Here is a 15883-nt window from a genome sequence, read left to right as displayed (position 1 = left end):
TTAGCTACAACATACTATAGTCAATTTTTTTATACTTGTATTTTTAATTATATCAATAAATTCCAGATAAGAATTCTCACTTTTATCTAACTCAACAAATAAATAACACTCAGAAAAATTATGTCTGTCTATGTTGTAAATGTAATTTTGAACATCTAAATTATAAAAACTCTTTAATTTAAACTTACTTCTAATAGGATAATTATTTTTATCAATATTAATTATTGGACTTCTAGTTGTTGAATGATAGTATATATCACATTGATTTTCTTTTTCTTTTGCAAATAACATAGGTATATACATAAATTCTTCAGTGCCTAAAAATAGAACCTTTTCTGCTTTCTTTTTTAAAGATTCTTTACTTTCTATAACTATTTTTTTACTTTCTCTTTTTATAATTTCTTTTAATTTAATTTGTTCTCTTTTGTTAATTCCAAACCTACCTGTATATCTTATATATTTTTTATTTCCAATATAATCTTCTAAATCAACATTGATATGATTTACTATTAAATTTATTTTATCATCCTTCATAATACTCAATTTACTAATATTGTAATTATCATTGTAATTTGCAACAATATCTTCATTTATATCAAAATTAAAGTCTCCTTTAAATAAATACACAAATTCTATTTTACATCCAAGTTCTATTTCTAGACTACTAATTCTTCTTAAATTTTCATCACTTACCCAATTAAGTATAGAACATATAGTATATATTTTTTTAGGATAGATACTTTGAATCTTTCTGATTATATTCATACATGTATTAGCTGTAGTAATTTCATCATCTACCAAAATTACTTCATCGCCAAATTTAAAATTGTCTAGCATTTCAAAATATAAATTTTGGTCTGTTGCATGAGAATGTTCTTCTAAAAAATCTAAATTTTCTAGCTCATCAAATTGCTCTCTAGTGGTATGAATAAATTCATAATTTCCAGATAAGTAATCAAAAAAGCTATGCCCAACGGCTGTCCCAGTTTCTGCAAAAGCTATTACAGTTCCATTTGATGCCACCTTATTTTTTTTATTATAAATCGTAGCCATTAGTTTTCCTAAATTATCCATTTCACTTGGCTTACAAGCTAAATGTTTTCCAAGTTTTTTTGATATAAATAAAAAACGTCTTTTGCTGTTATTTCTTATTCCTATATCTAAAAAATCATTTAAATCTAAGTTCAATGGATTATCAACAATGTCAATCTCACAATTAAAATTTAAGCAATTCTTCATAGTCTACTCCTTTATTTAATACACCATATATTTTAGATAAAATCAATGTTTTTTTAGCCCATAAAAAATGAGGATTAGTTTCATTCATTCTCTCACCTAATATGCCTTTACTCACACCATATTTACTATTTGTACTATCAAGTATCTCTAAAGCATCAGTAAAATCTTCATATGATACTGCAGACAAAGCTTGTACAATTTGAATTTGCATTGGATGAATTACTGTCTTTCCAACTAATCCATGAAATTTATCCAATAGTATTTCTTCTATATACTTATTTCTTATCTCTTCATTTGTCATATCAAAAAATTCCGATACACCTCCACTTATTGGTATATCTATCTCTGGTCTTTGAAGATATGTAATTATATCTAATATAAAAGAAGAACAAATTAAATTATTATATATAGAAAAATTTTTATTTCTTCTTATACCATACATACCTAATATGTCAGTTAGACCTATTCTAATACTGAGTATTCTTGATTTATATCTTAAAATAGTATTATATAAACTACTGAAGCTTAATTCTTTGTTTTCTTTATATATGAATTCTCTTGTTTCTATTATTGGAATAACATACATATTTTGAAGACCTATAGAATTCAAAACTTCTATACAGTTTTCAATTAACTCAGAATTTGCTTTAGGAATCAATATTCCTGTTATTGTATTATTGTTTTTAATTATAATCTCTTTAATTCTTAGCAATTGCTCTACATCTTTTATTCTCACAAAAATTAATGGTATACCATCTTTATTAGTTATATTTTCATTGCTAATATTTTTCAAAATCAATTTAAGATTTTCTATAGCCTCAGATTCTCCATTTGCCCCAACAGCATCTTCTAAACAAATAGCTAATGGTCTAACTCCCTTAACATCACCTATAATACTTTTATAAATCATGTTATATTGAGTCGCTGGAACGTATAAAAAAGCACCTAGTGCATATTTCAGTACATCTTTTTCAGTATTGGCATTAAAGTCTTCTGGCACTTTCAAAAAAATTTTCTCTAAATCCTCTTTGCAGATATAATCGAAATATTTCAATGTGTGGCCTCCTCATATACATAGAAAGGGCCAACTTTATCAAAATTAGCCCTTAATATACTACTTATTATAAATTATAGCTGTATTTAATTCTTCTAATCTCTTTGTATTATCCTTAATTGTAACTCTATTATTTTCTTCTATTCTCATAGTTTCATCTATACCAGATTTAATGGTATTGTACATTTTTTCTAATGTCTCTATTTGCACAGAGCTTGTTCCAGCCATTCTAGCTATTTGTGCACTTTGAGAACTTACATTTTGTGCATTTCTAAGCAGTAATTCATTAGTTTTATCATCAAGAGCTTTTAAAGACTTTGCTTGTAATTCTTGCTTTTTAAGTAATATAGCTTGAGATAAACATTGTTTAAATACTGGTAGAGTTACAACAAAGGCACTATTGATTTTTCTAATTAAACCATAGTTATTATGTTGCATACCTCTAAGCATAGGTATAGTCTGAATAGCTATATTTTCTGCTATCCTTAAATCATAGACTCTTTGATTTAACATATCATAGACTTTTAATAGTTCTTGATAGTTGACAATATCCATTTGGTCTCCACTAGTCTCTGATTTTTGTTTGAAATATGGTAGTATTTCATTATCCATTTCTTCTACTGCCATTTCTCCAGCAACAATATATTTTTGAAGTTCATTATAAAAGTCAAAATTTTCATTTAGCATAGCACCAATTTGCTTGTTAGAAAGAGCTATATCTCTTTCATATTGTTCAAGTTCAATTTGAATCTTTTCAACTTCTCCTCCCAGTGTTTCATACTTTTGAAACATCATTTCAATAGCATTATTAGCTTTTTTGAAAAGTTTTTGAACAAAATTTGGTTCCTTAGTTTCTTGAAAATCATCTAAATCAAACTTATCCATTATTTTAGTTAAGTGAACAAGCATCTTAGAATTTTCTTCATTTCTATTTAATTTTATTGTGTTTAATAGGCTATCAGAAACTCTAGCTACTCCTTCAGATGCTTTTCTACCAAATTGTAAAATTGTATCTGGATTTTCTACTTCTATAAGAGAAGTTAAAGCCTCCACCTCTTTAGACTTTCTAAGTTCATTTTTTTTATTATTTGTATATTCCATTATATCAAAATTTTCTTCTTGTATAGTCGTAGGTAAATTTTCAACAGTCTCTACAGAATTATTATCTTTTGAAAAATTATTTATATTTATCCCCATTTAAAATCGTCTCCTCTTGCCAAAAATTTTTTTAAGTAAAGGTATTCCATCTTCAAGTAAGTTCAATTTAAGGTCATATACCATTTTATCCAATCTGTGTATATCAATCAATTGGTTATTTATAACATTTTCTATATTATTTTCTCCGCCTGGAGATAATATAATAATATCAAATCCAATTTTACTAAGTAAAAGCATTAGGAATACAACTTCTTTATCAAACACAATGCTCTTATACATATATATAACCAACTTTGGATTTATGAGAGAGTAATCGAAATTATTCATCATATGAACAAGCTTTTTATCCATATGAAGTACTGTGAATAAGCCTTTTATTTTATCCTCTCCACTTAGTCCATTTAAAAACATGTTGCCTTCTATAAGTTCTTCCACTTTTTCTAAAATCATAATTTGTTGATTTAATGCTAATGTTGAAATAGAATATTCTTTATTATTTAAAACAGAATTTTTATCTATAATACCTTTTGAATTTAATACAAATGATAGGCTAAAAGCTTCTCTTGTAAATTCTTTTGAAAATCTATCTATATCTCCATTAAATTCAATAAATGTTGAACTTTCTGAATCTCTTAATAAATCTAAAAACTTAATGTATTCATTTTTATCATTATATATTCCATTGATTTTAGAAAAGAAAACTGGAGTTTCTACTATAGTATCATTAAACTTAAATCCTGGTCTCAATTTTAATGGCTGATTCCAATATATTGATATTTCATCAATAGTTGAACTTAAAAGCAAGCTTTTTATTTTTCTATCTTGAAGTTGCCAGGGTTTTATAAATCCAGCATCATTTAACAATTCTTCACTTATTCTTTTTGATGCTTCTGCTCCAACAGTAAAAGCTTTTTTTACAGAACCTTTATCTATCTTTTCACCTGAAACAACTCTATCTTCAAAAGAAACATTTTCTTCTATTATATTAGCCTCTTCTAATTCTATCTTATATTTCTCTAAATTTAAGATACTTATATTACTCTTTGAGTTTGGATTAAGGTATAATATATCAAATCCTGCTAAGTACAATATTAAAAGTAGATAGACTTCATGCTTTTTTATATCTCCATAAAATATTATTTTTGGAGCATCATTTTTATTTATATCTAAGGCACCAATATAAGTCTTTATCCATGCCATTATTTTCACTATAAAATTTTGTTTAACTCTATCATTAGTAAAATCTTTTTCTTCCTCTTTTAATACTTTATCTATTGCTTGCTTTATTTTATAATCTATTTCTTCAAACCCTAAAATACTTATATCTACATCTTCTGTACTGTTTTTATAATTTTTAAGCCCATTTTTAAAATAATTAATAATGTCAAAATCACTAGGATTTGCTATAGCATCAGTAAATAAGGCAATATCTTTTCTACTATCAATATTTTGCTTCGTCTTAAATATTTCAAGATTATACAAAATCTCATCTTCTAAACCAATATATGAAATAAAATAACTTAGATATCCCTTTGAAGGAGTGTAATTTCCTCTATCTGATTGGCTGGAGAATATTTTTTCAAATACCTTTGAGTCACCCATAATTATCCTCCCAATTTAATTGTTTATTGATAACTGACTCAAAATATATATTTTGAGCCAGTTTGTTTTTTTATAAAATTTGTTTTAGGCTGTTTTCTTTGGTTTTACTAATCTTATTACACACTTTACAACTTCATTGACTACAACTACACTTGCTGCAACACATAAAACTTTTACCCATGTCATAACATCCATAGCTACAGAGTTAAAGAAATCTTGGAATAACTGAGTAAATATTACTTGTGCAATACCTGTTAAAACTATTATTTGTAATGCTAGTTTATTATGTGTAAAGTTTGGAAAAATACTATCTGCACTAAATTCTCTACAGTTAAATGCATTAAATAATGCACTAAAAGCAAATAACGCAAACATTACAGTTCCCTTATGAGCTTCATCAACACCTAAGAAGTTAAATGTAGATTGTAACATTAGTATTGCTGTTATATAGAATGCATTTAATACTATTGTATATACCATTGACTTAGAAATTATATTTGCTTTTCTATCAACAGGTTTTCTATTTAATACGTGGTCTCTAACAGGCTCTAAACCTAATGCTAGTGCTGGTGGCCCATCCATAATTATATTTACCCACAACAATTGTATTGTTGTAAATGGCATTTCTTGTCCCATAACCTGAGATATTATAGCCACTAAAAATGCAATTACATTTACTGTTAATTGGAATTGAACAAATCTTTGGAAGTTATCATAAATTCCTCTACCCCATTTAATACCTTTTACAATAGTGCTAAAACTATCATCAGTTAAAATTATATCTGCTGCACTTTTTGATACTTCTGTACCAGATATACCCATTGCTATACCAACATCTGCCTTTGAAAGCGCTGGGGCATCATTTATCCCATCACCTGTTACAGCAACAACATCTCCACTCTTTTGAAGAGCTGAAACTATTCTCATTTTACTATCTGGCTTACTTCTTGCAACAATCGAAATAGTTTGTATTTCTTGTTTTAATTCTTCATCATCTAAAGTATCTATATATGAAGCTTCAACTGCTCTCATATTTCCTTTTAATAGACCTAACTCTTCACCTATAGCTCTTGCTGTATTTATATTGTCTCCTGTAAGCATTTTTACAGAAACACCAGCTTTATTTGCTGTATTCACTGATTCTATAACATCTTTTCTAAGTGGGTCTCTTATACCAACAAATCCACTAAATACTAAATTACTTTCCATTGCACTTACATTCATAGAATCACTTTCAGCAGTTACTGCTGCTTCTTCTTCAGCTTGGGAAATTTCTTTATATGCAAAACCTAAGGTTCTCATTGATTTTACTTGTAATTTTTTTATTTCTTCTAAAATCTCATGTTTTATACCTTCAGTTATTGGAACTATGTCTTTACCTCTTTGAATGTGTGAACATAGCTCAAGCAATACTTCTGGTGCTCCTTTTGATAACAACACATGATTATTATCTTGACCTATGACAGATGTCATTCTCTTTGAATCAGAAGTAAAAGGATTTTGAGCTACTATATTAGATTCTTTTCTAACTTGTCTGTAATCTACATTTTTATAATATAGAAGTAATGCACATTCTGTAGCACTTCCTAGGTACTTAACATCATTATCATTATGCTCTACATCAGCTGTAGAGTTTATCATACAGTTTTCTTCAAAATAACTATTTATTTCTTCTTCTGAGCTCTCAATATATCTTCCATCAATATATGCAACTTCTACTGTCATTCTATTTTCTGTTAATGTACCAGTTTTATCTGAACATATTACAGAAACAGAACCTATAGTTTCACAAGCTTCTTTTTTGGTAACTAAGGCATTTATTTTAGCCATTTTTTGCATTGTTATTGCAAGTGTCATATTTATCATAGTTGGCAGACCTTCTGGAACTGCTGCAACTATCAATGCAACACATACTGTAAAGGCTGTTTTAACAGGGTCTATTGATTCTAAAAATGGTAAAATTCCAGACATATCAACATTTAATACATTCTTACTTACCATTTGGAAAACCATGAATATAAATAATAGTCCTGCTACTGCACTGGAAACTTTAGCTATCAATCCACCTAAATTTCCAAGCTTTATCTGAAGTGGAGTTTGCTCATCTGCATCTGATAAGTTTTGAGCAATTTTACCCATTTCGCTGCTATCTCCAATTGAAGTTACAACTAATATTCCTCTACCATAAGCAACAAGTGTACCACCAAATACCATATTTATTTGTTTTGCAGGAATTGGTTCTTGTACCACTAGTGCTCCTTTAGATTCTATTTCTTCCATTGGAACTACTACATCACATTTTTTAGATACATCATCTGATTCTCCTGTTAACATATCTTCTCTAATTTTAAGATTTATAGTTTCTATAAGTCTACCATCAGCAGGTACCATATCACCAGTTTCAATATATACTATATCTCCTGGTACTAGTTCATTCTTAGAAATTTGATGTATTTCTCCATCTCTTAGTACTTTAACTTCAATATTTTCAGTCATCTTAGAAAGAGCATCTGCTGCTTTCTTAGAACGACCTTCTGTAATCATACCTATTGCTATACCTATTGCTATAGCTCCTACAATCCCTATTGCATCATGAGTTTCTCCAATTACTGCACTTACTACTGCTGCAATAATTAAAATAACTATCATTGGTTCACTTAAACTGTCTTTTAAATCATCCCAAAAGCTTCCTTCCTCTTTTGGTGTAAATTCATTTAAACCATACTTTTCTCTTCTAGTCTTGACTTCTGATTCTGATAGACCTCTATCAGGGTTAACAGATAAGTCTTTAGTTACGTCTTCTTTGTCAACATTATAATATTTGATATCGTTATTAAATTCCATATACACACTCAATCCTGTCTAAATTTTGCATTACTTCTTTAAGACCCGCATCTTTTGTTCCTTCACCTATTGCTTTAAACTGCCAACTTCCATCTTTTCTATATATAACCCCTACTATAAGAGTAGTTTTTTCTGAATAATTATCAGATAAATTATACTTTGCTATTTCCTTTTTATTGCTTTGGTCCTCAACTCTTATATAGGCATTTTTTATCATCCCAAAGTGTTGTTTTCTGTCTATACAATTGTATATATTTACTACAAATAATAATCTGTGAATATTTGATGGAACTTTATCTAAATTAACTAGAATTTGTTCATCATCACCCACACCTTCACCAGTTAAGTTATCTCCTGTATGTAAAACTGACTTACAGGCACTCTTTAAATTTCCAAAATAAATTAAGTCTTTTATACCACTTAATTTTCCTTCCTGATTTAGCATAAATACAGATGCATCGCAATCTATATCAGCTTGTCCTCCACCAAATAAAGACTTAAGGAATCCTCCACCTGCCTGTTGCACAGGGTCCCATCCTAGGCCTACAAGTATATTACTCAATCCTGGGTTGGATTTTTTTAAATCTATTTTATCACCCTTTGATAAATTAATTGACATACTAAACCTCCATAAAATTTTATATAATATAACCTATACATTATTTGTATAGGCTACTTATATTTAATATACTGTGTTACTCATACTAAACACTTAATCCATAGTTTCTGCAAAGTGCTTCTAAGCCACCTTCAAATCCTGCTCCAACTGCACTAAACTTCCATTCTCCATTATATTTATATATCTCACATACTGTAATTGCAGTCTCTATACTAAATTCTTCACCTAAGTCATATCTTAATATTTCTTGGTCATTTTCAGAGTTTAAAACTCTTATATATGAGTTGCTTACTTGTCCAAAGTTTTGTTTTCTTTCAGCAGCTTCATATATTGTAACTGTTACAGCTATTTTTTGTATATGCTTTGGCATTGTATCTAAGTTTACTAATATTTCTTCGTCATCTCCATCACCTTCACCAGTTCTATTATCACCTAAATGCTCAACTGCTCCAGATGGATGTTTTAAATTATTATAGAATATAAAATCTTCATCTCTTTCAACTCTTTGAGATTCTCCTACCATAAAAACACTGACATCTAAATCGTAATCATATCCACTATCAAATGAATTTGTATCCCATCCTAGTCCAAGTCTAATATTTTTAAGTCCTGGATTTCCCTTAGTTAAATCAATTTTTTGTCCTTTTTTTAATACTATAGCCATGGAAAATACCCCCTCTAGTTTATTGTATTTAAAATTATAAGTTTATTCCAAAGTTTCCACATAACGCAGCAAGTCCACCTTCAAAACCAGAACCTAGTGCGTTAAATTTCCATTCTCCATTGTGTTTATATATTTCAGCTACTACTATAGCTGTCTCTATACTAAAATCTTCACCTAATTCATACTTTATTAGCTCTTCATTTGTATCTTTATCTACTATTCTTATATAAGAATTACTTACTTGCCCAAAATTTTGTGTTCTTTCTGTAGCATCATGAATTGTAACTGTAAAAGAAATTTTGCTTATTTCTCCAGGAATCTTAGATAAATCAACAACTATTTGCTCATCATCTCCATCACCTTCACCAGTTCTATTATCACCTAAATGTTCAACTGCTCCAGAAGTATGCTTTAAATTGTTGTAAAATACAAAATCTCCATCATTAGTAACACTTCCACTTGCTCCTGTTAAAAATGCTGCTGTATCTAAGTCAAAGTCAAATCCACCATCATACTTGTTAGTGTCCCATCCTAACCCTACTAAAATATTTTTAAGCCCTGGGTTTCCCTTAGTTAAATCAACCTTTTGGCCTTTTGATAATGTTATACCCATAATTTATCGCTCCCTTGTTAATTTTAGCTAAACAAATCTTGCTAATTATTTATCTTTTTCTTTAATCATATTATAACATTTTTTATTCATTTGTGAATAAAACTTACTTGATATTTTTAAAATATAATTAAAAAAATGTTTATATTTCTTACTTTTTACATAGATTTTACATATTTTTTTAAATAGATAAAATCTATGTTTAATATGTAATTATATATCATTTATATATACAAGTATACATTTTATTTTGAAACTACAAAATTCTTTGTATTATATTGTTTTAAGATGTTTTATAATAGATTATATCATCTTATTAGAGGAGAAAAAATATGATTTGTACTATTAAACCATTAAAAGTTGTAATAAAGAACTCAAAAGAGCCTTTAAATGAATTTATGTCTAGTAAGTCTTATACAAATAAGAGTTCTTCTTATATTAAAGAAGTCTACTTTACACGATATATAGGTATTGATAATTCGATTGATAAATACATAAAAAACATCAAAAATATAGATGCTCATTTTTTTAACAATATAACAGTTCCCTATATTAGGCTAAACAACTTAAATATAAATTTTGATAAATCACAAACAGATAAGATGCTCAATACTTTCAATACTTATAATGATGCTAAATTTAACAGTTGGAATTTATACAATATTGAATTTCCTTGTAAGATAGAAAATGATACATTAGATTGGACAAAAAAAATTGCATTTAAAAATACATTAGATTTGTTTTCTAAAAACACACCACATTCAACACCTTCTATTGTTAAAAATTTTGCTGTTAAACTTTTATGTTGGATAGATTATTTTCTACCTAAATTATTTTATAATAAAATTAAAATTACTGTTTCACCCAAGGTAGTGTATTTTGGAAATATTAAGAGACAGGAACTTTTTTTCTTATATTTTTTATCACAGCTTGGATGTGATATTTTATATATAAATCCTCATAAGGATATCCTTGATTTGTATCCTGAATGTTCTAGATTTTCTACTTTAGTTGAATTTTCTAAAAAAAGTCCAACTATGCTAGATATACCTTTGGAAAAATTAAATACAGATATAAATAATAATATCAATAATAACAAAACTTATACTCCTATAAATAAACCTCAATCTGAACAAACTTCTGTTGACACAAACTTTACATCTACAAAAAATAAAAAATATAAAGAAATAGAACTTACATATGAAGAACTCGCAAAATTATCAACTTCTGTTGTTATGATTGTTGTGTGTGATAATGAAAACAAACCATTCAAGAGCGGTTCTGGAGTAGTCATAAATAGTGAAGGTTACATACTTACAAATCTCCATGTAGTTAATGAAGGCTATTCATTTTTAGTTAGATTTGAAAATGATGATAAAGTTTATACATCACATCAAATCATAAAATACCACTCAGATTATGATTTGGCTGTAATAAAAGTTGATAGAGAATGTAAATCAATACCAGTCAAGGTTAGTAAAAAACCTGTAAGAGGCCAAAAAATAGTTGCAATTGGAAGCCCTTTAGGTCTTTTCAATACAGTTTCAGATGGAATTATCTCTGCTTTTCGTGACTTTGAAACAGTTCAAATGATACAATTTACAGCTCCAATCTCTAGTGGTAGTTCTGGAGGGGCTCTTTTAGATATGTTTGGCAATTTACTGGGATTAATTTCTGCTGGATATGATGATGGACAAAACTTAAATCTAGCGGTGGAAAGTCATCTTGTCAAAATATTTGCCAATAATTTTATCGAAATAATAAACTAATTTACTCTTTCTTCATACCAATAGAGAGGGTGAGAACATTATATATGTTCCCCCTCTCCATATAATGAAAAAATTAATACTTGATGTTTTTATGCTCTATAAACAATTGATGCCATAGACAAAATGTAAATATAGTCCATATTTTCCTTGAATTATCTTTGTGACCTTTTAGATGTTCATCTAAAAGTTTTATTATATATTTTTTATCAATAAACTCGTCTACATTTGCATTGGAAATAGTTTCTCTTACAACAACTCCTAAATCATCTTTTAACCAAACTCTTATTGGCGTTGGAAATCCTAATTTTTTTCTCTGAATAACATGCTCTGGCACTATATCTTTAAAGGATTCTCTAAGTAGCACTTTTGTGTTCTTTTTTGTTATTTTTTGTTCAACTCTTAAATTTTTTGCTACATCAAATACATCTTTATCTAAAAAAGGTACTCTAAGTTCTAGATGCTCAGCTACAGAGAATTTATCAACTTTTTGAAGTATATCACCTTGAAGCCATGTATTTACATCTATATGTTGCATTTTACTTATATAATCGTAATTATTTTTCTGCGCTTCTCTGTACAAATTTGATAATAAATACTCATGTATATTCTTTTCCTTATATTTAAAAAAGAATCTTTTTACTTCATTATTTTCAAAAATCTTCGCATTTCCTATATATCTCTTTTCTAAAGGTGTTGTAGCTCTGTAAAGATAATTTTTGCCTTTTATACTAGGCATAAGCTCTGAAACTCTATTTAATACGCCTCTAATATACACTGGTGAATTTATAACTGATTTCACATTATTATATTCCTTGTATACATTATATCCCCCAAATAATTCATCAGCACCTTCTCCAGACAAAGCTATTTTAACATATTTACTAGCTTCTTTAATTAAAAAATAAAGACCTACTCCTGATGGGTCTGCCACAGGGTCATCCAAAAAATAAATTACACTCGGTAATGCTTTTATATAGTCATCTTGTGTTATGTTAAGTGGAATGTTTTCTATGCCCAATTTATCAGCTGTTTTTTTAGCTATTTCCAATTCACTATACCCTTTAACATTAAAACCTAGTGAAAAAGACTTTATATTTGGATTAATTTGTGAAGCTATAGAGGTTATAATTGATGAATCTATACCACCAGACAAAAATGTCCCAATTTGTTTATTTTCTGCTACCGGTCTTCTTACCGAATCTATTACTACATTTCTTATTTCTTCTTCGCCTATATCTCTATTCCCTAAATGATTCTTACTGTAAAAAAATTTTGTACTACTCCTAAATTCAAGTTTATTGTATCTCTTTAAAGATAGTATTCCGTTTTCCACTCTAAAAAAATGTCCTGCTGGTATCAATCTTATTCCTTGTATCATAGTATCTTCAGGAAGAACATATTGAAACGAAAAATAACTCTGTAAACTTCGTTCATTTATGTTTAGTTTTTTAACATACTCGAGTATAAATTTATATTCTGATGCAAAGATTATCACTTTTTCTTTATTTATATAGTAAAGTGGTTTTATTCCAAATAAATCTCTTGCCCCAAATATGCTTTCATTTTCTTTATCATATATTATAAAGCTAAACATACCTTTTATCTTATGTACACAATTTTTTCCAAATGCTATATAAGATGTTAATAAGATTTCAATATCACTATCTGTAGCAAAGCTGTACCCTTTTTTAATCAATTCTTCTTTTATCTCGCAACTATTATATATTTCACCATTTAAAACTATAACCTTTCCATCTTTTTCAAATGGTTTAACTCCATGTATAACATCTATTACATCAAATCTATTAAAATCAAACTCTTTTTCCTCACCTTTTAAGTATCCTCTACTATCAAGACTTATATGATTTATATTATTTACAGATTCTTTTATTTTAAATTTAATATCTTCTTTTTTAGATATATCTCCTTTATAATAAATTGAAATATTGCCACACATATTATCAAATTTCCTTCCTAATTTTTAGTGTTATCCTTATTTCATAGTTTTGTCTTTGCCTTCAAAACTTATTCAATTTTAAAAAAATTACTATCAAATTTTTATAAATTATCTGCTAATCTTTCATAATTTTTTAATTTCTAGAAATACTATATTAGGAGGTGATTTTTATGAAGAAAAAAATGTTAATACCAGTTATTATGTCTTTATTTATACTTTCACAGTGTATAACTTTATTTGCTTTTACACCCGAAAATAACAAGTTTAAGGTTAAACCATTACCTTATGCTTATGATGCACTTGAGCCATATATAGATAAAGAAACTATGATTTTACATCATGATAAACATTATCAGGCTTATGTTGATAAGTTAAATGCAGCTCTTGAAAAATATCCTGAGCTTTATAATTATTCTTTATGTGAATTATTACAAAACTTAGATTCTTTGCCTAAAGACATTGCTACAACAGTAAGAAATAATGCAGGTGGTGCTTACAATCATAAATTCTTTTTTGATATAATGACTCCTGAGAAAACTATACCTTCTGAATCTTTAAAAGCAGCTATCGACAGAGATTTTGGTTCTTTTGAAAAATTCAAAGAAGAATTCCAAAAAGCAGCTTTAGATGTTTTTGGTTCTGGTTGGGCTTGGCTGGTAGCCACTAAAGATGGTAAATTGTCCATTATAACTACTCCAAACCAAGATAGCCCTGTAAGTAAAAACTTGACTCCTATCATAGGTCTTGATGTTTGGGAACATGCTTACTATTTAAAATATCAAAACAGAAGAAATGAATATATTAACAACTGGTTTAATGTAGTTAATTGGAATGGAGCTTTAGAAAATTACAAAAATTTAAAATCTCAAGAGTAATTAAATATTAAAATCCTTTTGAAAAAAACTTATGTTTGCTATATAATATAATAAAAGATAGTCTAAATTTACCAATATTGTGTTTATAGTGACGATTCAGGAGGATTTTTATATGATAAAAGAAACACATGAAAGGGGAGGATATATATTAGCGCTTTTGATACTCCCCTTTATAAATAATATATATTTAGTCAAATACGATACTACATATAAAATAGTATTAATTATAATCTATATCTATTTTGCATATTTAGGTTCATTGTTTCCAGATATAGATATGAGAGGTTCTTACATAAGTAAAAAATTCATATTAATTTACAAATTATTTGGAAGTAGGTTTAGACACAGAGGGTTTACCCATAGTCTTCTTGCATTATTACTCATTAGTAGTTTTTTTAAGTCTCTAACAATCTTTACCAACAACAATATAGTTTTTTCATGTCTGTCTAGTGGATTTATAATAGGATATTTTTCTCACATGTGTCTTGACCTTATTACCAAAGAAGGTATCGAATTGTTTTTTCCCATTACTATAAACATTTCCTTACTCCCTATAAAAACTAGTTCAAAAACAGAAAAATTCATATCTAAACTTTTAAACTTCATAGTTATTTTTTTAATCGGATATCAATTTTACATTTTATTTTAATGTATTTTTATAGCTACATATTTATAAATTAATTAAATAAATTAAAAAAATTGTCTTAAAAGAATACTTTTAAATTTAATTTTTATTTAAATCTAATTCTTTTAAGACAATTTTAATTTTTTGACAAGTTAAATTCTTTTGTTATCTCTATCATTATCGTGTTTTTTATGATGAAATTCATAGTTATGATTTTCAAGGTTTTTATTAACTTTACTTCCAATCTTCCATGATAAAAATACTAATAGTATAAATGATGCTATCTTTAGTGGACTTGTTATAAATCCTTCTATATCACTTGCCACATAACTTATTACTATAAACATTACAAATTTTCCTGCCAACATTGCTGGAACAAAATCTTTTATATCTTTTTTACAAAAAGCTGATGCAACAGTAACTAAACACCCAGGCATAAATGGACAAGCATATGCTATAAATAGCAGTTTAAATCCCTGTTTGTCCATCCAACTTATTGCTCTTTCAGTTTTACTATTTCTCAACTTATTAAAAAGTCTACTATCAGTAAATCTACTTATTAATAAAAATAATGAGGTTGTCCCAAGCCCTGAGCCAATCCATGATAGCAAACACCCAAGTAATAACCCTTGTATAGCAGCATTTGCTGTAACTATCGCCACAAGTGGTAAGGCTGGTATAAAGCTTTCTATAAATGCACTTAATAAACCAATTATTGTGGCTAACACCCAATAGTTTTGAGTTAAATCAAGTAATTCTTGTATATACTGCATATTGCTTTTCCCCTTTTTTAACTTTAACTATTATTATATACTCTATATTGCTATTACATACCAATTTCAAAAAGGAATCTAATATTCAAAAGTA

Annotated in this window: 13 protein-coding genes; 3 read left to right on the top strand and 10 right to left on the bottom strand. The window is 27.7% G+C overall.

All coding sequences use genetic code 11. From position 1 onward, the window contains the following. The 8 genes from IC219_RS00990 to IC219_RS00955 all read right to left on the bottom strand — a co-directional run bounded on the left by IC219_RS00990 (position 1) and on the right by IC219_RS00955 (position 9793). Positions 1–1239, bottom strand: coding sequence for a phosphoribosyltransferase family protein (locus IC219_RS00990; protein WP_227831092.1), 1239 nt, complete (start codon positions 1237–1239; stop codon positions 1–3). After that, positions 1217–2293 (bottom strand): HpcH/HpaI aldolase/citrate lyase family protein, encoded by a 1077-nt coding sequence (locus IC219_RS00985; RefSeq protein ID WP_227433097.1) that lies wholly within the window; start codon positions 2291–2293, stop codon positions 1217–1219. Before IC219_RS00985 ends, IC219_RS00990 begins: the two co-directional genes overlap by 23 nt. 60 nt (positions 2294–2353) lie before the next feature. Further along, positions 2354–3490, bottom strand: coding sequence for a toxic anion resistance protein (locus IC219_RS00980; RefSeq protein WP_227433096.1), 1137 nt, complete (start codon positions 3488–3490; stop codon positions 2354–2356). Beyond that, a complete protein-coding gene (locus tag IC219_RS00975) occupies positions 3491–5053 on the bottom strand; it encodes a YceG family protein (protein ID WP_227831093.1) in 1563 nt (520 codons plus the stop codon). An 84-nt stretch (positions 5054–5137) separates the two neighbouring features. Beyond that, positions 5138–7897, bottom strand: coding sequence for a calcium-translocating P-type ATPase, PMCA-type (locus IC219_RS00970; RefSeq protein WP_227823788.1), 2760 nt, complete (start codon positions 7895–7897; stop codon positions 5138–5140). Next, positions 7887–8516: a TerD family protein gene (locus IC219_RS00965; protein WP_227433092.1), complete on the bottom strand. Its 630-nt coding sequence runs from the start codon at positions 8514–8516 to the stop codon at positions 7887–7889. The genes IC219_RS00970 and IC219_RS00965 overlap by 11 nt, the downstream gene beginning before the upstream one ends. An 85-nt stretch (positions 8517–8601) precedes the next feature. Next, a complete protein-coding gene (locus IC219_RS00960; protein WP_227433091.1) occupies positions 8602–9180 on the bottom strand; it encodes a TerD family protein in 579 nt (192 codons plus the stop codon). Positions 9181–9214: 34 nt separating this feature from the next. Then, complete coding sequence (locus tag IC219_RS00955) at positions 9215–9793, bottom strand: TerD family protein (protein WP_227433090.1); 579 nt, start codon at positions 9791–9793, stop codon at positions 9215–9217. A gap of 329 nt (positions 9794–10122) precedes the next feature. Here IC219_RS00955 and IC219_RS00950 point away from each other — a divergent pair, with 329 nt between their 5' ends. Beyond that, on the top strand, positions 10123–11559 hold the full coding sequence (locus tag IC219_RS00950) for a trypsin-like peptidase domain-containing protein (protein ID WP_227831094.1): 1437 nt from the start codon (positions 10123–10125) through the stop codon (positions 11557–11559). A gap of 73 nt (positions 11560–11632) precedes the next feature. On the opposite strand, the gene asnB is transcribed toward IC219_RS00950, so the two are convergent. Continuing rightward, positions 11633–13516, bottom strand: a complete 1884-nt coding sequence (gene asnB, locus IC219_RS00945) for an asparagine synthase (glutamine-hydrolyzing) (RefSeq protein ID WP_227831095.1) — start codon at positions 13514–13516, stop codon at positions 11633–11635. A gap of 170 nt (positions 13517–13686) precedes the next feature. On the opposite strand from asnB, the gene IC219_RS00940 reads away from it, so the two are divergent. Both IC219_RS00940 and IC219_RS00935 read left to right on the top strand, forming a co-directional pair. After that, positions 13687–14391, top strand: a complete 705-nt coding sequence (locus IC219_RS00940) for a superoxide dismutase (RefSeq protein ID WP_285891625.1) — start codon at positions 13687–13689, stop codon at positions 14389–14391. Between the two features lie 112 nt (positions 14392–14503). Further along, a complete protein-coding gene (locus IC219_RS00935) occupies positions 14504–15040 on the top strand; it encodes a metal-dependent hydrolase (RefSeq protein ID WP_227433086.1) in 537 nt (178 codons plus the stop codon). A gap of 128 nt (positions 15041–15168) precedes the next feature. Here IC219_RS00935 and IC219_RS00930 read toward each other — a convergent pair whose 3' ends face one another. After that, positions 15169–15789: a TVP38/TMEM64 family protein gene (locus tag IC219_RS00930; RefSeq protein ID WP_227433084.1), complete on the bottom strand. Its 621-nt coding sequence runs from the start codon at positions 15787–15789 to the stop codon at positions 15169–15171. Positions 15790–15883: the final 94 nt, after the last annotated feature.

Origin of the sequence: Clostridioides sp. ES-W-0018-02 (assembly GCF_020658175.1) — a bacterium.
GTDB lineage: Bacteria > Bacillota > Clostridia > Peptostreptococcales > Peptostreptococcaceae > Clostridioides.
The sequence above is the reverse complement of the archived record's forward strand: the minus strand, read 5'-3'. Positions and strand labels throughout refer to the sequence as shown.